Raw genomic sequence first — 20,641 nt, forward strand, 5'->3', positions numbered from 1 at the left:
CTTAGCTGATCCGCGCGATCGCGTAAGGCGCCATCAAGAATTGCTCCCGACCAAGCGCTGAGATGTCGACCGGCACGTCGCCCGCTGTCAGGTTCACCAGCCACAAGATGATCTTGCCCGACACGGAGCGCCCGGCGAGCGCCAGCACCTTGGTCTCATCGCTCGTCCTTGCCGCCACATGCGCAAGGCCGGCCATTTCGCAAATCCCCCTAATGGCATCGAAGATCGGCCGGGGCGTTCCTTCCGCGACGGGTTCGCCGGATGACGCCAGCACGCCGAATGGTCCGGTGAAGCCGGAGAGCGTGAGCAGCTCCAGCCCGGCCGGCGCGACGCGCGCGGCATAGCCGATCGTCCATGCTGCGGCGAACAGGCCGGCATGACGCGGATCGCGGTCGGCCATGGCGATGCGCAGACCGTGCGGATTGGCTTTGGTCGCGCCGCCATAGGGGTTCTGGCGCATGGCAATCGTCGACGGCCCGATGCGGTAGGGTTTGTCGCCGAAGATCGCCCGCGCCGACGCGGTGATGAAGGGCAGCGCCTCCAGCGATTGCATGACGCTGAGATCGTCGGCGGCATGCACGATCGGGCAGGTGCAGTGGGTGACGAAATCGAGCAAGCCGGCCGGTACGCGCTTGCGGTTGAGCTCGGTGAAATAGCTGAACATGCCGCCGCCGAGCCGGATATCGGGAAAGGCGCGCCGCGCGGCGGCATAGACGTCTTCAAGCGGCGGGCAGTCCGGCCACGCGCTGCCCGGCGGCGTCGACTGACGGTCGACCGAAGGCGAGACGGCAATGGCTGATAGTTTCAGTCCCGCTTGCCGCACCATGGCGGCGACACCTGAAAGCTCGGCGTCGAGATCGCCCGCGCAAGCAACGACGCATTCCAGCGTCGTCTGCACCGGGTAGGCAGCGGCAAGTTTTGCAAAGGACTGCAACGCGTCCAGCCCGTGGCCGCGCGTCGGATCGTAGTGGAGGATCAGTTGCTGTGGGCCGAGCGCGGCCAATGTCGGAAGGTTAGGGAGCGCTGCCTCCACCTCATCCGGATAGATGATCACGCCAATATCCGGCAGCCTCTGCCCGGCCTCGCCGAGTTCGATGCGGACCGGTTCGGTGCTTGTCGCGACAGCCGGTATTTTCCCCTCGCCGATGATGCGCAGGCTGATCGTCTGCCTGACGGGTTGGCCAGCAGGCAACACAAAGGGCCATGGCAGCGCCAGCGGCCGGACATAGGTCTTGTAGGACGCATCCGACCAGTTGCGCTGGTCTTCCATCTCGAAAGTGTCGCCCTCCATCAGGCATTCGGCGGTGACGCCGGGCCGGACCTCATGTGAAATGGCGCGCAAATCCTTGAAAGGCTGCCAGGGGTCGATCAACAGCGGCAGCTTCGTCGCCACCACGCTGCCGTCAGTGTGCTCGACCGTGACCGAACTGCCGGCGAGGCCTGCGATCGGATGCAGGATGCAGAAGCCGCAGCGATTGGTCTCGAAGTCGCTCTCGGGCAGGGCACTCACGTCGAAGGCCAGATGGCCATCAGAGCCTTTGATGGTGGCGCGAAAGGCGAGCCGGCTCGCGTCCGGCCCGGTGCAATTTGCCGTGTAGCTGACCGAGAAAGTGTCGGCGCCCTGGTTGATGACAAGGTCCGTCAGTTCAGGCTGGTAAGTGCCCCAGTCGCGATCGCGCACGATGTAGGCGACGGCACGCAGCACTTCGATGCCGCCAAGACGGATGGTGCGCAGATTGCCATTGACGAAGTCCGCGCTGAGCGCGCCGGCGCTGAGCCTGACCGGCGCGGCTTCGACCACATGCGTGCCATAGAGGAGGAAGGCGTCGGCGGTCATTTCAGCAAAGCGTCGAGCTGCACCGGCCCCCGGCTCGCCGCACCCATATAGGCGGCCTCGACCAACGCGAATGTCTTGAGATTGTCGGCGCCCGAGGTCGCCGGTTCTATCCCCTTAGCCAGGCAGTCGACCCAGTGCCGCTGGATGGCAACGACGCTCTCCTGGATGTTGTGCCATGGGCGCGATGCCCAGGGCAACAGCGGCGGCGAGACGCCGGTGACCCGTGTGCCGTTCCTGCCGGTGACGGTGAGCCGGTAGCCCTGCGCCAGCCGGATTGTGCCGTCGCTGCCGTCGATCTCGATCAGCGTTTCGGGAAACGGCTCGACGGCAAGCTTCGTCGCGTAGCTGCAGTCGACGACAGAGGTGGCGCCGTTCTGGTGGTCCATCAGCATCGTCGCGACGTCCTCGCCCGCGATGTCGGGGTTGATGCGCGCGGTTCGCGTCGTGATCGTCGACACGTCGCCGAGCAGGAAGCGGGCGATGTCGAGACTATGGATGCCGAGATCCTCGATGATGAAGCGCTTTCCCTTGGCGAGATAGGGTTGGCCGGAAAACACGTCGTAGGCTGAGCGGAAGGAGATCCGTCCGAAGAACGGCGTGCCGATCTCGCCACTGTCGAGCACGACACGCACTGCCTGGATGGCCGACTGCCAGCGAAAATTCTCGTGTACCATCAGCGGTATGCCAGCGTCGGCACAGGCTTTGACCATGGCCTTGGCGTCGGCAAGTGTCGGTGCGAACGGCTTTTGGCAGATCACCGGCACGCGGTGCCGCGCCGCCATCTCGACAAGCGGCCGATGGCTGGGTGCCGTGGTGGCGATATCGACAAAATCCAGGCTCTCGCCGGCAAAAAGTTCTGCCGCATCGGTGTAGCGCTTTGCGATGCCGAACTGGTCGCCGACGATCCGCAGCCGGTCGGGATCGCGGTCGCAGATGGCGATGATCGCGGCGCCATCAATGTCGCGCCAGGCATGCATCTGGTTGACGGCAAAGAAGCCGCAGCCGATCAGCGCTCCGCGCAACTCCGCCATGCTCAGCCTGCCTTTGCCATCTGCATCAGCGTCACCCGGCTCTGCAGCCGCCGCTGCGCCTGGTCGACGACGACCGCGACGATGATGACGAGGCCCTTGATCACCATCTGCCAGAACGAACTCACGCCCATCATCACCAACCCATCCGAAAGAATACCGATGACGAAGGCGCCGACAATGGTGCCGCCGATAGTGCCGCGACCGCCAGACATCGAGGTGCCGCCGAGCACCGCTGCCGCGATCGCATTCAATTCGAAGCTCTCGCCCGTCGCCGGATGCGAGGCCATCAACTCGGACGAGATGATCAGGCCGACGATCGCCGCGCAGAAACCGGAGAACATGTAGACGAACATCTTCACCATGTTGACACGGACGCCCGAAATTCGCGACGCCCGTTCGTTGCCGCCGACCGCGAAGATGTGGCGGCCGAGCGGCGTGTATTTGGCGAGATAGGCCGCTGCCAGTGCAACGACGATCAGGATCCAGATCGCCACCGGCAGGCCGAGCAACCGGCCGGCGCCGAGGAAGCCGAAGCCGGTCGTGCCGAGTTCCGGCTTGCCGACCAGGTTGGGGAAGGTGCGGCCATCCGACGACAGCAGCGCCAGGCCGCGCGCGACATAGAGCACGCCCAGCGTGGCGATGAACGGCGCGACGTTCAGCCTGGTGATCAGCAACCCGTTGACGGCGCCGATCAGGATGCCGACCGCCAGCGTGATCAGCGCGATCTCGAAGACGTTGAAATAGACGGTGTAGCCGATCTGCAGGTCGATGCCGTTGAGCACGAGATAGCCGGCCACCATGCCGCACAGACCGACGATCGAGCCGACCGACAGGTCGATGCCGCCGGTGATGATGACGAAGGTCATGCCCATGGCCAGGAACGCGTTGAGCGCCACATGCTTCGACATCAGGATCAGGTTGGCGGTCGACAGGAAGTTCGGCGCCGCGATCGAGAAGAAGACGAGCACGGCGATCAGCGCGATGAAGGTTCTAAGCTTCATCAACGTCAGCAACGCGGAGCCGCTGGAAGCGGAGGGGGCAGCCGCCTTGGCCGGAATGTCAGTCATGGGCGTTTGTCTCCGTATGCGGGACCGGTCCGTGGCCAAGTGCCGAGGCCGCGACAAGGGCTGCCTCCGTCGCCTCGGCACGATCGAACATGCCGGTCAGTTTTCCATTGCTCATCACCGCGATGCGGTCGGACAGCGCCATGACCTCGTCGAGATCGGAGGTCGCAAAGAGAATCCCCAATCCGTCGCGGGACAGCCTGCGCATGGTGCGGAAGACGTCGGCCTTGGCGCCGACATCGATGCCGCGGCTGGGCTCGTCCATCAACAGCACCTTCGGCCCGGTGAGCAGAGCCTTGCCGATCACCACCTTCTGCTGGTTGCCGCCGGACAGCGACGAGACTTCCTGCGCCGGGTCGGCGACCTTGATCGCCAGTTCGCGCACCATTTGCGTCACCGCCCGCTTCTCCTCGGTGCCACGGATGTGGAACAGGCGCACGAAGCGCGACAGGCTGGCCAGCGTCAGATTGCTGGCGACGGAGAGGATCGACACCAGCCCTTCGCGCTGGCGATCTTCGGGGATCAGCGCCAGGCCGCGCCGGATACGCCGCGTCGTATCGCGCTCACGCACCTCCTTGCCGGCGATGAAGATCGCGCCGGTGGCTTGGCCGTGGCGGCCCATGATGCAGTCGAACAACTCGCTGCGTCCGGCGCCCATCAGGCCGTAGATACCGAGGATCTCGCCGGCGCGCAGCGACAGCGAGACATGATCGACCGCCAGCCCGCCAGTCGCGCGCGGCAGGCAGATGTCCTCGGCGCGGAATATCTCTTCACCCGGAACATGGCCGTCGGCCTTGGCGAAATCCTTGGCATCGGAGCCGATCATCTGCCGAACGATCCACCGCGTGTCGACGTTCTTCATCTCCTCCTGGCCGGTGATGCGGCCGTCGCGCAGCACGGTGATGTAGTCGCCGATGCGGATCAGCTCCTCCAGCCGGTGCGAGATGTAGACGATGGCGACGCCGCGCGCCTTGAGGTCGGCAATCACCTTGAACAGGATCTCGACTTCCGCCGCACTCAGCGCCGAGGTCGGTTCGTCCATGATCAGGATGCGCGCGTCGAGCGAAACTGCCTTGGCGATCTCGACCAGCTGCTGCTGGCCGATGCGCAGGTCCTCGACCAGCATGTCCGGCCGGATGCCGGCCTCCAGCCGCTCGAGGAATTGCGCCGCGCGGCGCTCCTGCTCCTTGCGGTCGATCTTGCGGAACCGGTTGGTGATCTCGCGGGTGGCGAAAATGTTCTCGGCGACGGTCAAATTGCCGAACAGGTTCAGTTCCTGAAACACCATGCCGATGCCGCGGTTCACCGCATCGCCGGACGACGAGAACGAGACCTCTTCGCCCTCGAGCAGGATGCGGCCGGCCGTCGGTTGCTCGACGCCGGCGATGATCTTCATCAGCGTCGACTTGCCGGCGCCGTTTTCGCCGACCAGCACGTTGACCGCGCCCTTGCGCACCTCGAAATTGGCGTGCTTGACCGCGACGGTGCCGGCATAGACCTTGGAGACGTCCTCCAGCTTCAGGATGACATCGCGTGCCGCTGCCGCGCTCATGGCTTCGGCCCGATCTCGACCTCCGCCGGCGTCACCAGCGGCAGGTCCTGGCCACTGCCCAATGTATAGGCGCCGAGCACCTTGGCGCTACGGCCCTCGAGTGCGTCGCGCGGCAGCTTGGACAGCACCGTCTTGTCGGCATAGGTGTTGAACGCCTTGCCGAACTGGGCGAAGTCGATCTGGTTGGTGAAGTCGTTGAACTGGATGAAGTCGAGGCTGTCGCGCAAAGCCGTGCCGCGCACCGCCGGCCCGATCTGCACCCGCGCGTCGGCCTTGCCGTCGCCGTCGACATCGACGTCCACTGTCGCCGCGCGCGACTGCGTGTTGGCGGCGACGATCTTGCCCTCCAGCCGCACCGCGAAGGTCCAGGGTGAGTTGGCCTGCTTGTTGGGATTGCCGTATTTGCCGCCGGCCGCCGCCGGGTCGGCTTGCGCCAATGCGTGAACTTCGGGAAACGGTCCTGCCTTCTGGTGGAGATAGGGAACGACCTTCGCGCCCCATATTTCCTCGACCATCTTGTCCGGGTTGAAGGCGGGTGCATTGCCGCCGCCACCCGATTGTGTCGGCAGGATCTTGCAAGCGGTCAGGCTGATGCCGACGGTCACTGCAAGGATCGGCCAGGTCGGCTTGTTGTTCAGCATAGCGGCCTGTTGTTCGTCATGGTGGTCGGCACCCACAGAAAATGGAGACGAGGGGCGAACCGAGGTTCGCCCCTCCTGTTCAAGTCACGCTGGCTCAGTTGGTCAGCGCGAAGGTCTCCAGCTTGGGAGCATTGTCACCATTGACCAGAACGCAGTCCATCAGCTGCTTTTCCTTGGCCGGCGACTTCTTGTTCTTGATGAAGTCGTTGGCCTGCTCGACCGCCATCTGCGCCTGCGCGAAGGCGGGCTGCAGGACGGTCGCCTTGATGCCGCCGGAGGTGATGGAGTCGCGCACGTCGTTCGATCCGTCGAAGCCGACAACGATGACGTCCTTGCGGTTGGCAGCAACAAGCGCCGCATAGGCGCCCATCGCCATCGTGTCATTGCCGGAGATGACGCCCTTGATGTCGGGATTGGCCTGCAGGATCGATTCCATCTTGGAATAGGCTTCGGTCTGGCTCCAGTTGGCCGATTGCTGGGCGACCATCTTCAGGTCCGGATAGTCGTCGATGACGTCGTGATAGCCCTTGGAGCGAATGCCGGCATTGGTGTCGGATTCCTTGCCGACCAGTTCGACGAAATTGCCCTTCTCGCCCATCAGCTTGACGAATTCCTGCGCGCCGAGCTGGGCGCCCTGGTAGTTGTTGGAGACGATCTGCGCCACGGCGACGCCGGTGGCATTGATTTCGCGGTCGATCAGGAAGGAAGGCACGCCGGCGTCCTTGGCCTTCTGCACGGCGGCCACGGTGGCGTCGGCGCCGGCATTGTCGAGGATGATCGCCTTGGCGCCACGGCCGATCGCCGTGTCGATCAGTTGCGACTGCTTGTTGGCGTCGTCGTCATGGACGAGCACCAGCGCCTCGTAGCCGAGTTCCTTGGCCTTGGCTTCGGCGCCGACGGCTTCCGCCTTGAAGAACGGGTTGTCGTGCGAAGGCGTGATGATGGCGATGAGATCCGCCGCATAGGCCGGCATAGCCGTACCAAGTGCCAGCATGCCGGCGAAAGCCGCAAGCGTCATTCTGCGTGTGAGTTTCATGAAGTCCTCCCGTTGAAAAATTCGTGCCTTGATCGGTCAAGGCCATTGTCTGCGTTGAATTCCGTCAGGCAGTGCAGGCAGCACCTCGCTCGGGGTCAAAGCCGTTCGCCGGCTTTCATCCGAAACGATCTCGCTCCCGTTCCCCACCATCCTCCACTCGTCCCGGCCTCGATTTCCCAGCGAAGCGTGATCGATCCGAGCCAGTGAACAGCTAAAGCTAACTGGTATGATGAGTCAACCACAAATTCAGATGATATGTACCTGATGAGCGTTGGGCAGGGCGCCGGCGACAGTTTCGCCGACGCATCCAGGTGCTTCGGAAAGCGCCTGCGCAAGTCTTCCTCAGGTGATGCGCTGAATGCTCGCGGCGATCTCTTCCGGCTCGAATACCCGCTTCCAGTCGTCGCGCATCAGCACCGGCTTGCCGAATTCGATCGCCTTGTTGCAGGCGTCGGAGAACACGCCATTGGTTTCACCAAAGATGACGGCGCCAAGCACATTCATATGGCCGAGCAGGAAGTCGAGCGCGGCTTGCTTGTCGACGCCGCGCGCCACGACCTCGTCGACGGCTTCCTTCATGACGACGAGCAGCGAGGCGCATACGGTTTCCGAAAGGCCGGGCTCCAGCAACGCCATCTGATCGACAGTGACACGGTGCGAGCGCATCACCGGCGCCCAGATGATCTTGGCGATCGCCTCGCCCTTGGCAAAATCCTCTTCCGGCCCCTGCATCAGCGCGCTCACCATATGCTGCTTGGCCTTGACGCCGCCGAAATAGTCTTTTTTGGCCGCCATGTCGGTCTCGTCGTTGAAGATCGGTGGATGGCAGGGATGGGTGACGAAATAGGTCAGGTCCGGCCGCTGCGGCAAATGGCCGGCGAACGGTGCGGCGGCATCGAGCACGACGACCATCGTACCTGGTGCGAGCTTGCTCTCGATGCTGGCCGCCACCTTGCCGATATGCGTATCGGGTACAGCCAGAATCACCACATCGGCGCCGTTGAGCGCTTCATCGGCACTGACGGCATCAAAGCCCAGCCCCGATTTCAGCCGCTCGCGGCCGGCATCGCTGACCTCGACATGGCGTATCGTATACGGCGACCCACGAAAATTGGTCGACAGGCGGTAACCCATTTTCCCGCCGGCCCCGAACAGCGCAATCGTCGTCATCTATGCTTGCTCCCGATTTCCAACGATGGCCGTGCCTATCGTCATGTTATTGACTGGTATGATCACTCTACCACAACCTCCGGGTTTGACCAGAGCCTTCATTGCCGTGTCATGCCTGCCGGTCGCTTGGCTGCATGGCGGGATTAGCATCGTCGGCTGGCGGTTCGGGCGGCGTTCGCCGTGTCAGGGCTTGGCGTCCGGCCAGCGCGAGCACGAAGATGACGACGATGTCCTGGACGCCCGGTGGTAGGCCGATGATCTGCATGGTGGGCGACACGCGGGCCGGCGCAACCTTGCCGTCCGCCGTCTTGCCTCAGCCAGCGGTAACTCGTCGAACTGCTGGCTGACCTCCATCCGGTGTGGTGAGTCAGGCGGGAAACAGGAACGCTGCGCTCGGGTCGAAAAAGACCTGACGTTGGCTCGGCGTCACATCATGCGAAGCGGCGGCGGAGAATGTCGGCCTGATGTCGATCTCCTGTCCAGTGCTGGTACGCGCAACGATGCGCCGCCGTTCGCCATAGAAGGCAACGTCGATGATATCTACGACCAGCTCCACACTTTTCGGTCCCCGGTCCAGACGAAGGGCCTCCGGTCTGATCATCAATCTGGTTTTTTGCCCCGGTGCGAGGCTGCCATTTGCGTTGATACCCGAGACCAGCGAGCCGTCGGAAAGGCGGATGGTGGCGGCACCGCCGGCGGTTTCCAGATGTTCCGCAGCCAAAAAATTCGAATTGCCGATGAAGCCGGCGACGAAATCGGTCGCTGGCCGGAGATAAAGGTCCTCGCCGGTGCCGATCTGCTCGATACGGCCGTCCCTGAAGAGCGCGATCCGATCCGAGAGGTGCAGCGCTTCCTCCTGGTCATGCGTGACATAGAGGATAGTAACGCCGGTCTCGCGGTGGATGCGGCGGATCTCGGCCTGGATCTCCTCGCGCAGTTTCTTGTCCAGCGCCGACAGCGGCTCGTCCATCAAAAGGATCGGCGGATCGTAGGCCAGCGCCCGGGCCAGCGCGACGCGCTGCTGCTGGCCGCCTGACAGCGCGCCAGGCAGTCTCGCGGCAAAGCTTTCCAGCCGTACCAGGGCCAGCATGTCGCCGACCTTCTTCTTCACCTCGGCTTCCGGCCGGCGCCGGACCCGAAGCGGAAAGGCAATGTTTTCGGCGACCGTCAGATGCGGAAACAGCGTGTAGCGCTGGAAGACCATGCCGATGTTGCGCTTGTGCGAGGGTATCGCCAGCAAGGATTTGCCTTCCAGCTGGACATCGCCGGAGCTCGGATCCTGGAAGCCGGCGATGGCATAGAGCGTCGTTGATTTTCCCGAACCCGACGGCCCGAGAAAGGTCAGGAACTGACCCTTTGGAATGTCCAGCGTGACGTCATGCACTGCGGTGATCGCGCCGAACGCCTTGCGCAGATTGCGGATGGAAAGGAAGGGCTGGGTCATGTCTGGAACTTTCGGCGCAGGAGTGCCGCCACTAGCATCAGGGCAAGCGTCAGACCGACGAGCAGGCTGGAGGCGGCGGCGATGACCGGGCTCAGATCCGAGCGCAGGCTGCCCCAGATCTTGACCGGCAAGGTCTGCAAGGTCGGGCTGGCCATGAAGATCGCCACGACGACTTCATCCCAGGAGGCGAGGAAGGCAAAGATGGCGGCGGAAAAGATGCCGATGCGGATCGACGGCAAGGTGATCCTGAGCTTTGCCTCGAGCGGGCTGGCGCCGCAGACGATCGCGGCATCCTCGATCGACTTGTCGAAGCCTTCGAGCGCCGTGGCGATCGGGATGATCGCGAAGGGCAGGGCAAGCACGGTGTGGGCGATGACGAAGCCGATCGTCGTACCGCCGAGACCGAGGCGCAGGAAGAAGGCGTAGATGGCGATGGCGAACACCACCACCGGCAACACCATCGGCGTCAGCAGCAGACCGCGAAGGATTTCACGGCCGCGGAACTGGCCGCGAACGAGCGCAAACGAGGCAAGCAGGCCGATCACCACGGCAAGGATCGCCGTCATCGTGGCGATGCGGGCGCTGGTCAGCGCGGCCTCCAACCAGGACGGATCGGCAAACAGTTCCTGGTACCATTTGAGCGTCCAGCCGGGTGGCGGAAAGGCCAGCCAGCGCGACGAGCCGAACGACAGCAGAACGATAAAGACCACCGGCAACAGGAGGAAGGCGGCGACGAGCGCGGTGAAGCCGAGCAGCGCAATTTTCAGCCATCCCATGCGGTCATAGTCGAGCAGCATTTCAGACGCCTCCGCTCATGCGCCTGGCGCCGACAAGGCGCAGCTGCAGCGCATAGAGCGCCATGGTGACGACAAGCAGGATGAAGGCGGCGGCGCTGCCCAGCCCCCAGTTGAGCAGCGACTGGATCATCTGCGCGATCATTTCGGCCAGCATCATGTTTGATGTGCCGCCGAGCAGTGCCGGGGTGACGAAATAGCCGAGCGACATGACGAACACCATCAGGCCGCCAGCGGCGATGCCGGGCAGCGACAGTGGCAGAAGGATGCGACGGAAGGCCTGGAAATGGCTGGCGCCGCACAATGCTGCGGCACGCAGCGTCATCGGGTCGATCGCCCGCAAGGTGCCGACCAGCGGCAGGATCATGAACGGCAGCATGATGTAGACCATGCCGATGGTGACGCCGGTGAGATTGTTGATGAGCGGCAGCGGCTGGTCGATGATTCCAATGGCGAGCAGCGTCCGGTTGATGACGCCGGTGCGCTGCAGCAGCACCATCCAGGCATAGGTGCGGGTGAGCAGATTGGTCCACATCGACAGGATGATGACGCCGAAGACGATCGAGGCCAGCGCCGCCGGCATGACGGCGAGCATCCAGGCGACCGGAAAGGCGACCAGAACAGTAACGACTGTGACCACCGCCGCGACCAGGAAGGTGTTGAAGAACACCCTGGCATAGGTGCCGTCACCCAGCAGCGTCGCGTAGTTCTGCAGGCCGGGCGCGGGCTCGGTGATGCTGCGCAACAGCAGGGCCAGCACCGGGACAACGAAGAAAAGCGCGATCAGGATCAGTGCCGGCAGCAGGCCACCGAAGCCTGCCGGCATCTTTAATGTTCCGAAGCTCTGACGCGTTTCGACCGACATGGCGGGAACCTGATTGTAGACGAGACAGCCTGCGCCGTCTCGTCCCGTTCTGTTGCGGTGTTACTTCGCCTGCCAGGCGTACCAGCGCGTCGCGATGGCATCGCGGTTCTCAGCCCAGTAGTTCATGTCGAGGTTGATCTGCCCCTCGACATGAGCGTCCGGCAACGACTTCACGACATCGGTCGCCATTTCGGCCTTGGCCTTGGTGTTAACAGGCGCATAGCCGCTGGCTTCGGCAAATTTCGCCTGGCCGGCCGGACTACTTGCCGCAGCCAGGAACTTCATCGCCGCATCCTTGTTCTTGGCGCCCTTCGGCACCACCAGAACGTCGGCCGCAGTCAGGTTCTGGGCCCAGGACACGCCGACATCTGCCTCGTCATGCTGGAGCGCGAAGACGCGGCCGTTCCAGAGTTGGCCGAACGCCGCTTCACCGGAAGCGATCAGCTGCTGCGACTCCGCGCCGCCGCTCCACCAGACGACGTCGGACTTGATGGTGTCGAGCTTCTTGAAGGCGCGGTCGAGATCGAGCGGGTAGAGCTTGTCGGCCGGAACGCCATCGGCGAGCAAGGCGATCTCGATGACGCCGGGCGCCGACCATTTGTAGAAGGTGCGCTTGCCCGGGAATTTCTTGGTGTCGAACATGTCGGCCCAGCCGGCAGGTTCGCCCGAAACGGCGCCCTTGTTCCAGGCGAGCACGAAGGAATAGTAAAAGCTGCCGACGGCATGGTCGGTGGTGAAGCGCGGATCGAGGTCGGCCTTCGGCACGGCGGCGAAATCGATTGGCTCCAGCAGGCCGTCCTTGGCCGCCTTGATGGCGAAATCCATCTCGACGTCGACGACATCCCAGTTGACGCTGCCGGCGTCGACCATGGCCTTCAGCTTGCCGTAGTCGGTCGGACCGTCCTGCAGGACCTTGATGCCGGACGCGGCCGAAAATGGGTCGGCCCAGGATTTGGTCTGTGCTTCCTGGGTCGTTCCGCCCCAGCTGGTGAAGACCATTTCGTCGGCCTTGGCGGCCGTCGTTGCGAGCAGTCCGGCAAGGACGCCGGTGAAGATCAGTTTCATGTCGTTCTCCTCTTTTTGTTTTCGTTGTTGGTTGTTCGCGATCGGCGTTTTCGCCTTGATCGCGAATCCCCGGCCTGCGGCGGCTACCGCATGACAAAAGGATCGGGAATTGGGTCGTCCGATGTGCGTATCCAGACCGATTTCGAACGCGTGTAGTCGCGGATCGCGTCCATGCCGCCTTCGCGGCCGAGGCCGGACTGGCCGTAGCCGCCAAACGGAACCAGCGGCGAGACGGCGCGGTAGGTGTTGATCCAGACCACGCCGGCGTGGATGCCGCGCGCCATGCGGTGGGCCTTGGCAAGATTGGTGGTGAAGACGCCGGAAGCCAGGCCGAACTTCGTATCGTTGGCGAGCGATAGCGCCTCGGCCTCGGTGTCGAAGGCGAGCGCGCTGAGCACCGGGCCGAAAAGCTCTTCGCGCACGCAGGCGAGGTTTTGATCAGGCGCCTCGATGATCGTCGGTGCATAGTAGAAGCCGTCCGCCTTGCCCTCGGGGCGCTTGCCGCCGGTGACCAGCCGGCCGCCACTGGTGAGGCTTTCGGCGACGGTCTTTTCGATCCACTCGCGCTGGCGTGCCGTGGCGAGCGGCCCCATTTCGGTGGTCGGATCCTGCGGGTCGCCGATCCGGATCGCCTCGGCCTTGCGCTTGAGCCGGGCGAGAAATTCGTCCTTCACCGAGCGCTCGACCAACAGCCGCGAGCCGGCGACGCAGCTCTGGCCGGTGGCGGCAAAGATGCCGGCGACGACGGCGTTGGCGGCGCTGTCCAGATCTGCATCGGCAAACACCACGACCGGGCTTTTGCCGCCGAGTTCGAGCGTGGTGTAGGCGAGATTTTCCGCCGTGTTCCTGACGATCTGCCGCGCCGTCCCAGGACCGCCGGTGAAGGCAACGCGGGCGACCAGCGGATGGCTGGTCAGGCGGTGTCCGCAATCATGACCGAAGCCGGTCAGGATGTTGACGCTGCCTTCGGGAAATCCGGCTTCGTGGACGAGTTCGGCAAAGGCGAGCAGCGGTGCAGGGCCATCCTCGGACGCCTTGAGGACGATCGTGCAGCCAGCTGCCAGCGCCGGCCCGAGCTTGACGGCCGACAGGAAGAGCTGCGAATTCCACGGCACGACGGCGGCAACGACGCCGATCGGCTCCGGCCGGATCGTCACCTCCATATCCGCCTTGTCGATAGGAACAAACGAGCCTTCGTGCTTGTCGGCGAGACCACCATAGTAGCGGTAGTAATCGCCGACATAGGCGATCTGGGCGCGGGTCTCGCGGATGATCTTGCCGGTGTCGCGCGTCTCGAGTTCAGCCAGCCGATCGGCATTGGCGACGACGAGATCGCCGAGCCGCACCAGAAGCTTGCCGCGCGCCGTTGCGGTCATCGCTGCCCATGGGCCGGAGCGCAGTGCCCGATGTGCGGCCTCGACGGCGCGGTCGACATCGGCGGCTGAAGCAGCGGGCATTTTTGCCCATGTTGCGCCGGTCGACGGGTCGATGCTGTCGAAGGTCGAGGCGGCCTCCACGAACTGGCCGTCTATGTAATTCCTGAATTCGCCGGTGCTCGTCACGCGCGCGGTCCCTGGAAGGCCGGCATCACTTTGTCGATGAACAACTGCAGCGATTTCTTCTTGCGCTCGTGCGAAAGGCCGCTGTCGATCCAGATCGAATACTGGTCATAGCCGAGCGCTTCGTAGGCCTTGAGCCGGGCGATCACCTCGTCGGCTTCGCCGATCACCAGATTCTGTCTGATCTTGTCCGGCGCATATTGCGGCATGGCCGCAATCTCGGCCTCGGTCAGTTCTTCCAGAACGCCTTGGCGCACCGGCTTCTTGTTCTGGAACCAGGCGCCGAACTGGCAGTAGAATTGCGACAGGTCCTGCGTCAGGCGATCGGCATCGGCCGCGTCCTCGGCGACGAACGTATGCATCAGGAGCATGATTTCCGGCCGCGGTATTTCGGGATGGGCGGCACAGGCCGTGTTGAAGCGCTCCATCAGGCTGGCCACTTCGCCGTCGCCTGAGGCAAGCGGCGTCACCTGCACGTTGCATTTGTTGGCCACGGCAAAGTCGTGCGAGTTAGGGTCACGCGCCGCCACCCAGATCGGCGGATAGGGCTTTTGCAGCGGCTTGGGCGATGAGGTGGTCGACGGGAACGACCAGAACTCGCCGGACAGTTCGAAGTCGCCATCCCACAGGCCACGGATCGCCGGCACCATCTCGCGCATGCGCTGACCCGCGCCCCAGGCTTCGAGCCCAGGGAAAAGCCGCTGGTACTCATAGCTGTAGGCGCCGCGCGCAATGCCGATATCGAGCCGGCCGCCGGTAATGACGTCGGCCATTGCTGCTTCGCCGGCGAGCTTGATCGGGTGCCAGAATGGCGCGACGATGGTTCCGGTGCCGAGCCGGATGCGCGTCGTCTTTGCGCCGAGATAGGCGATGTTGATGAACGGGTTGGGCGAGATGGTGAATTCCATCCCGTGATGCTCGCCGATCCAGGCGGTCTCGAAGCCTGCCGCCTCGGCCTGCAGGACCAGATCCTCCAGCTCGGCAACCAGTTCGGAATGTGGCTTCGCCAGATCCGAGCGCTCCATATGGACGAACAGCGAAAATTTCATCGGCATCACCTGAGACCAGTAAGAGCTTGGGAAGACGCCGCCCTGGCGAGCGGCCGGACTTCGCCTTCGACCTCGTTGCCGACATAGACGCCGAATGCATCTTCCGTACGTTCACGGACATAGCGGGTCAGCATGGAACGAACCGCCGCATCGGCGACCTTGAGATCGGCGATATGGTCGATGTCGACAAGCCTGACCTGGCGATCGCTGGAGGCGGGGGCGGTGACCGTTCCCCGGTAGTAGACGTGCGAGCGCGACGGATCGGCCGCGTCGTCCCACACGGCAAACAGGAAGCCGAGCTGTGCGTCGACCGCCTTGGCGGCGAGGCATCCCTTGAGGCTGCGGGCATCCCTGGGCGAGCCCAGCCCGCGACCCGCCGGCAATTCGTGGAAACCGTCCGGGGTTTCGAAGAACAGCACGCGACCTTCATTTTCGAGGATGGCGCCAACTTCGGTTCCCGAAGGTGCTGCCGCCAGCGCCTCCTGGCTGAGGCCTGGTGTGACATAGGTGCCGCGGCAATAGCCGAGCGGCTGCGCACCATTGTGGGTGAAGTCGCGAACGCGACCGATGAGGATCGAATGGTCGCCGGCATCGACCAGTTGCTCCATGGCGCAATCGAACACGGCCACGGAACCGTCGATCAGCGGATTGCCGGTGTGTCCGGATTGCCAGGCAACGGAAGCGAATTTGTCCGCTGCTTTGGAGGCGAAGATGCCGGATTCGGCCTTCTGACTCTCCGAGAGGATGTTGATCGCGAAACCTCTTGAGGTCGAAAACGCGCTGTGCCCCAACGCCTTCTTGGCGATGCACACAAGCACCAGCGGCGGATCGAGCGAGACCGAGGTGAAGGAATTGGCGGTGAAGCCGCGCGGTTCGCCTTCCGCACTGACCGTGGTGACGATGGTGACGCCGGTCAGAAACGAACCCAGCGCCCGCCTGAATTCGCCGGGGTCAAATGCAGGAGCCTCCGGCTTGGCGGCGGCGTCTTTCCCAGCATTGAGAAAAGCCATGATGTGGTGAGTCACCTTTTCGGGCGAAGCGATTGCCATCATGTGCCTTTCGCCGCTCAGCACGAGGCACTGGCCGCGCGGTGCAAGCCGCGCCATCGCCGCCGACATGGCCGGCGTCGAATTCCTGTCTTCCGATCCGGTCATGAACAGCGCCGGCGCTGCAAGCTCGGCCAGACGGCCGACATGCTGGGTATCGGCGTGGGCGAAGAGGCGATAGGTGCGCGCATAGCCCTCGGCGCTGACACCTTCAAGCGCGATGCGGGCCGTCGCGGCCGCGCCAGCCAAATTGGCTGGCAGTGGATCGCCGAACCAGCGGGCTAGCGTTGCGGCGATGGCGGAGGGGTCGCCATGACTGCCGAGTGCTGCCGCCCGTTCGCGCACAGCCTGCGCCAATGCCTCAGGACGACGGAACACGCCATTGAGACAGACGATGGAGCTGACCCGCGACGGTGCGCGATGGGCGATTTCGAGGGCCACCAACGCCCCCATGGAATGGCCGACGATCGATACGGAGGCGAGACCGAGGTGATCGATCAGGCGAAGCGCCTGATCGGCAAAGTCGGACAGTGCGGCATTTTCGGGCGGCAGCGGCGAGTTGCCGTGGCCGAGCATATCGATGGCGATCAGGTCGTGGCGGCCTTTCATCGAAGCGATCTGATCCTGCCAGATCGCGGCATTCATGCCGACGCCGTGGATGAGCAGAACCGGCGCGCCGGAGCCGGCACGGATGAAGCCGGTTCCGTCCGGAGTCGTGTCCCGGACCCATGCGGAGGCGGCGACGTCAGCCATGCAGGTCCCCGACCTCCTTGAGATCCTGATAGCGATCGCCGATGCGGTGGTGCGGGCGCCCGCCAATGGAGGCGCCAAGCGCCACCACCAGTTCGTCGGGCGCCGGCGCATCGCCGATCTGGAAATGCACAGTTAGATAATGGGAGCGACGGCCTTCGTCGTTCTTGTCCATCAGCGGAATCATGATTGGCGTGTTCGGCCCGCCGCGCAGATTGGTAAAGGCGAGGTAGGTCTTGGCGCCGACGGCGCGGCGATAGTGATTGCCGAAATGTAGCGTGTGGATCAGCGCCGAAGCGTGCTCTATTTCGCCCGAGGTGCCGCAGATGGCGGCCTTGCCGTAGCCTTCGATCGCCTCGCCCGAACCGGCGACGGCGATGATCTCGCGGGTCAGCATTTCGCCAAGGATGGGAGCGATGGCGCGGATCTCGGGAGAAAGATCCTCGATGAAACCACGGCCAGCCCAAGGGTTCGTCAGCACAGCCGCTACACCGACCAGTCTCAGCGGCTGGGGTGCTGCCTTTCCGCCTTCGATCAGCGTGTTCTCGATATAGGTGACGATCTTTCGAATGGCCGGCTTCATCAAAATCCTCGGTCGGATAGCGCGGTTCAGCGCCGTCATGTCTATCGCGTCTTATGGTATACCATGCTATGGAGCGCCAAGAACCTTGTCAATTGGCCATGGAATCTGTTTTGTGGCCGTACCAGGGAGGCGAGAAAATGTCAGAAGATGCGCTGCGGATCGACCGCTCCGCCAAGACGTTGCGGACGCTGGCGCTGGAGCGCATGCGCGAGGCGATCATGGATTTCCATTTCCAACCCGGCGAGAGACTGGTCGAGCGGCCGCTTTGCGATCAGCTCGGGGTCAGCCGTTCGGTCGTGCGCGAGGTTTTGCGGCAATTGGAGGCCGAAGGCCTGGTGCAGATGATACCGGGCCATGGACCGGCCGTGGCCAAGCCGGATCTCGGCCGCACCGACGAGATCTATGAATTGCGAGCGCTGCTGGAGGGCATCGCGGCGCGAGCTTGCGCCATGTCGGCCACGAGCGAGCAGATTGCCTTGCTCGATGGCGCTTTGACCAACCTGTTCGAAGCCTGGGCTTCGGGCGTGCCGGTCGCGGTGATGCGGGCGACGACCAAATTCTACGAGGCGCTGTTCGAAGCGGCCGACAAGCGTATTGCCTGGGAAATCGTCACCGGGCTGAATGTCCGCATCAACCAGCTGCGTTCGATGACCATTGCCTCGGACAACCGCCGCGAGCCGGCGATCGCCGAAATGACCGAAATCATGGACGCAATCAAGTTGCGCGACCCTGATAAAGCTGAGGCCGCCGCTCGACATCATGTCGAACAAGCTTGGTTTATCGCGCAGCAGTTGTTGCGCCCGAGGTGACGACGCGTTTTGTTGTGCAGCTCAAGCGTCAATGTGAGCTCAAGACCGGTCTTGGCGCGAAGGAGGCGTAGGGGCGCTATGTTCGACTGTGGCGGAACCATATGGAACGATACGGGAAGATTTCTGGTTCTGGCCCGCGAAAAAGCCCATGAAATCAACGTTCTTGATACGTCTTTCCGGGCCCACCAAAACGACCACTTAAGTGACTGATTTTAATGAAGTTTTCTGGAGTGGCCCACGACGTGGACTCGAACCCCTATGTCTGACCTACCACTTATTGGTCGCAGGCCAGACAACTGACCCCTGCCGTGCGCGTGTCGGCGCTGGAGCCGGCCCACACCCCGCGCGCAGATGTCTGGCTTTTAGAATTCGGTTTCGCGACGCGACGTCAGCGCAGCGGGTGTCGAGTTGCTCGCTGCGCTTTCAGTTCTGCAATGCCGGGTTGCGCTATGAGCGCGACGATCTGCCTGACGCCTCGGCAGGTTCCTGTTGGCCGGGAGGAAGCGCCCTACCTGCCGTGCTGCCAGATGTCATTTGGCGGCTTCGACCGCTTCCAGAATGACCGCGGCTACTTCTTTTGGGTGCGACAGCATCGGAACATGGCTGGACGCAATGGTTTTGACATGGGCGTTCATGGTCTTCGCGCCGTCTGCGAGTAGCTTGGGATCGATCATCTGGTCATTCTTGGTGACCACTGCCCAGCTCGGTTATCAACCTAAAATCGGGTATCTCGCCCGCCGCAGGCTGGGTGAAACCCTGGCGCTGGGTTGGACGGGATTTTACCGCCAGTGGTTTTACAGTATTTGCGCCTGCTATCCTGCGCCTCAACTGTAGGCACTGGAGGTGGTGGCTTGATCTTGCGAGCCGTTTTCGTCGGCGCTGCAGGCTGCTCCGGTTTGGCGGCGCGCGCAACAGTGCGCGGAGCGGGGGGTGGGTTTGACGCCTTGGCTTTCTTTGTAGTCGCCTTGGGGTGCGCGGCCTCCATCAAGGCCTGAGTTTCGGCAATCAACCGACTACGCTGCTTGAGGGTAAAGAAGGTCGATGGCGGCATACCCTGAGATCTCTGCCAGTCCCCGATGGCTTGCCGGGTCTTCGGACCGAAGGCGTCGGTAATATCGCCAACGTCATACCCGAGTACCTGAAGGCGGAGCTGCAAGTCGACACGGCCCCTCTTGTCGAGCCCCAGCATAGATTCGGAAATCGCGGTTCCAACCTCCGGCGCGTCGGCCAGAGCCGAAGACGGCGACAAGCTTTCGCCCTTCGGAGCGGCCATGGCGACGGTATCGCCTTTCGGTTGCCTCAGCCGACCGATGTTGAGGCGAGCGAGATCAGTGAAGGCCCCGTCGGGAAATTGCTGCATATAGGCTTCATAGTAGGCAAGCTCGTTACGTTTCGAAGCCTCGTCCCACACACGTTGCTCAACTTCCCATCCACGCCCATCCGTGCTTCGGCGTTCGGCTGGAGCCTCGTCCACGTCCGACTGCGGCGTCTGCTCGGGCGGTTTTCCAAGAAAGATTTCGCGCCCCAGCGAAGCATTGTGCCAAGGCCGCTGCCGTCCTTGTGTAGCCCTGGTCACATCGCCGCGCACGCGCGTCAGCGCGCTCTGGATCTCGACACCAGGCTCGGTCAAGTGCTTTGCGAGCGCTAGCGAGTACGGGCTGTTAACGCCGTCGCCGTCAAAGGCGATGGCTCCTGGATCTGTTGCGTAGGCGATGAGCACACCGCCTGTGCCGACGCCGTCCGCCTTCGCTTCGACCGGGGCAAGGCCTGCTCCAAGAGAGCGGCTTTTCGGCAACGCGGTCGCAAGGGACCTTACTAAGGGATTGTCGCGGCAGGCATCAAGGATGATGACGCCAACTGCCGGATCGGGAGGCAACGCCGCTATAAACTCATCGACCTGGACGGTCCGTGTCTTGAGAAACGCGGGCGACGTCAGTTCTGCATCGATCGGAATAAGGTAGTTCTTCCCGTCAACTTGCATGCCGTGGCCGGCATAAAAAATGACGGCGAGATCTGTATGATAGGATTCCTCGGCGAACCGGCTGATAAGATTGCGCATGCCGACGATATCTTGATCGATACCTTCGATCACGTGGAACCCAGCATCATGCAGAGTGGATGCGATCAGTTGGGCGTCGTTGGCGGGGTTGGGCAAAGGCATGGCGTTGACATATTTGCTGTTGCCGATGACCAGCGCGGCGCGCCTAGTCTCGGCGGCAAAGGCACCGGCCCACAGCAAATCAATTGCAGCAAAGAATAACAATCCAATGGCCCAGAATCTTAGCGTGCGCACTACGCAAGGTTCCCAAGTGGACGATAGCCAATCCTGCGCTTCGTTCACCCAAT

General features: G+C 63.2%; 19 protein-coding genes. 1 reads left to right on the top strand and 18 read right to left on the bottom strand.

The window, feature by feature from the left end:
- Position 1 precedes the first annotated feature (1 nt).
- The 16 genes from apnL to AC1D1L_RS05830 form a co-directional block, all read right to left on the bottom strand.
- A complete protein-coding gene (apnL, locus tag AC1D1L_RS05755; protein WP_477339541.1) occupies positions 2-1,837 on the bottom strand; it encodes a D-apionate lactonase in 1,836 nt (611 codons plus the stop codon).
- Entirely contained in the window at positions 1,834-2,868 is a 1,035-nt protein-coding gene (locus AC1D1L_RS05760; protein ID WP_477339543.1) for a Gfo/Idh/MocA family protein, read from the bottom strand. The genes apnL and AC1D1L_RS05760 overlap by 4 nt, the downstream gene beginning before the upstream one ends.
- 2 nt (positions 2,869-2,870) lie before the next feature.
- A complete protein-coding gene (locus tag AC1D1L_RS05765) occupies positions 2,871-3,935 on the bottom strand; it encodes an ABC transporter permease (protein WP_477339545.1) in 1,065 nt (354 codons plus the stop codon).
- Entirely contained in the window at positions 3,928-5,484 is a 1,557-nt protein-coding gene (locus AC1D1L_RS05770) for a sugar ABC transporter ATP-binding protein (RefSeq protein WP_477339547.1), read from the bottom strand. Before AC1D1L_RS05770 ends, AC1D1L_RS05765 begins: the two co-directional genes overlap by 8 nt.
- The gene (locus tag AC1D1L_RS05775; RefSeq protein WP_477339549.1) at positions 5,481-6,125 is read right to left on the bottom strand and encodes a DUF2291 family protein; all 645 of its coding nucleotides are present in this window, start codon (positions 6,123-6,125) and stop codon (positions 5,481-5,483) included. Before AC1D1L_RS05775 ends, AC1D1L_RS05770 begins: the two co-directional genes overlap by 4 nt.
- A gap of 94 nt (positions 6,126-6,219) precedes the next feature.
- The gene (locus AC1D1L_RS05780) at positions 6,220-7,161 is read right to left on the bottom strand and encodes a substrate-binding domain-containing protein (protein WP_477339551.1); all 942 of its coding nucleotides are present in this window, start codon (positions 7,159-7,161) and stop codon (positions 6,220-6,222) included.
- A gap of 342 nt (positions 7,162-7,503) precedes the next feature.
- Positions 7,504-8,331 carry a phosphogluconate dehydrogenase C-terminal domain-containing protein gene (locus AC1D1L_RS05785; protein ID WP_477339553.1) on the bottom strand — a complete coding sequence of 276 codons (828 nt, stop codon included), beginning with the start codon at positions 8,329-8,331 and terminating at the stop codon, positions 7,504-7,506.
- A gap of 109 nt (positions 8,332-8,440) precedes the next feature.
- Complete coding sequence (locus tag AC1D1L_RS05790) at positions 8,441-8,608, bottom strand: hypothetical protein (protein ID WP_477339555.1); 168 nt, start codon at positions 8,606-8,608, stop codon at positions 8,441-8,443.
- A 90-nt stretch (positions 8,609-8,698) separates the two neighbouring features.
- A complete protein-coding gene (locus tag AC1D1L_RS05795) occupies positions 8,699-9,775 on the bottom strand; it encodes an ABC transporter ATP-binding protein (RefSeq protein ID WP_477339557.1) in 1,077 nt (358 codons plus the stop codon).
- Positions 9,772-10,572, bottom strand: coding sequence for an ABC transporter permease (locus tag AC1D1L_RS05800; protein WP_477339558.1), 801 nt, complete (start codon positions 10,570-10,572; stop codon positions 9,772-9,774). Before AC1D1L_RS05800 ends, AC1D1L_RS05795 begins: the two co-directional genes overlap by 4 nt.
- Before the next feature lies 1 nt (position 10,573).
- A complete protein-coding gene (locus AC1D1L_RS05805) occupies positions 10,574-11,434 on the bottom strand; it encodes an ABC transporter permease (RefSeq protein ID WP_477339560.1) in 861 nt (286 codons plus the stop codon).
- A 60-nt stretch (positions 11,435-11,494) separates the two neighbouring features.
- Positions 11,495-12,499 carry an ABC transporter substrate-binding protein gene (locus AC1D1L_RS05810; RefSeq protein WP_477339562.1) on the bottom strand — a complete coding sequence of 335 codons (1,005 nt, stop codon included), beginning with the start codon at positions 12,497-12,499 and terminating at the stop codon, positions 11,495-11,497.
- Positions 12,500-12,582: 83 nt separating this feature from the next.
- A complete protein-coding gene (locus AC1D1L_RS05815; protein WP_477339564.1) occupies positions 12,583-14,061 on the bottom strand; it encodes an aldehyde dehydrogenase in 1,479 nt (492 codons plus the stop codon).
- A complete protein-coding gene (locus tag AC1D1L_RS05820) occupies positions 14,058-15,107 on the bottom strand; it encodes an LLM class flavin-dependent oxidoreductase (protein ID WP_477339566.1) in 1,050 nt (349 codons plus the stop codon). Before AC1D1L_RS05820 ends, AC1D1L_RS05815 begins: the two co-directional genes overlap by 4 nt.
- Positions 15,108-15,112: 5 nt before the next feature.
- The gene (locus tag AC1D1L_RS05825) at positions 15,113-16,906 is read right to left on the bottom strand and encodes an alpha/beta fold hydrolase (RefSeq protein ID WP_477339568.1); all 1,794 of its coding nucleotides are present in this window, start codon (positions 16,904-16,906) and stop codon (positions 15,113-15,115) included.
- Positions 16,899-17,486 (bottom strand): amino acid synthesis family protein, encoded by a 588-nt coding sequence (locus tag AC1D1L_RS05830; protein ID WP_477304633.1) that lies wholly within the window; start codon positions 17,484-17,486, stop codon positions 16,899-16,901. The genes AC1D1L_RS05825 and AC1D1L_RS05830 overlap by 8 nt, the downstream gene beginning before the upstream one ends.
- 137 nt (positions 17,487-17,623) lie before the next feature.
- On the opposite strand from AC1D1L_RS05830, the gene AC1D1L_RS05835 reads away from it, so the two are divergent.
- Complete coding sequence (locus AC1D1L_RS05835) at positions 17,624-18,295, top strand: GntR family transcriptional regulator (protein ID WP_477339570.1); 672 nt, start codon at positions 17,624-17,626, stop codon at positions 18,293-18,295.
- A gap of 530 nt (positions 18,296-18,825) precedes the next feature.
- Here AC1D1L_RS05835 and AC1D1L_RS05840 read toward each other — a convergent pair.
- Together AC1D1L_RS05840 and AC1D1L_RS05845 are read right to left on the bottom strand one after the other, a co-directional pair.
- Positions 18,826-18,969: a hypothetical protein gene (locus tag AC1D1L_RS05840; protein ID WP_477339572.1), complete on the bottom strand. Its 144-nt coding sequence runs from the start codon at positions 18,967-18,969 to the stop codon at positions 18,826-18,828.
- Between the two features lie 41 nt (positions 18,970-19,010).
- Positions 19,011-20,588, bottom strand: a complete 1,578-nt coding sequence (locus AC1D1L_RS05845) for a caspase family protein (RefSeq protein WP_477339574.1) — start codon at positions 20,586-20,588, stop codon at positions 19,011-19,013.
- Positions 20,589-20,641: the final 53 nt, after the last annotated feature.

It is taken from the genome of Mesorhizobium sp. P2_D6 (assembly GCF_056404315.1).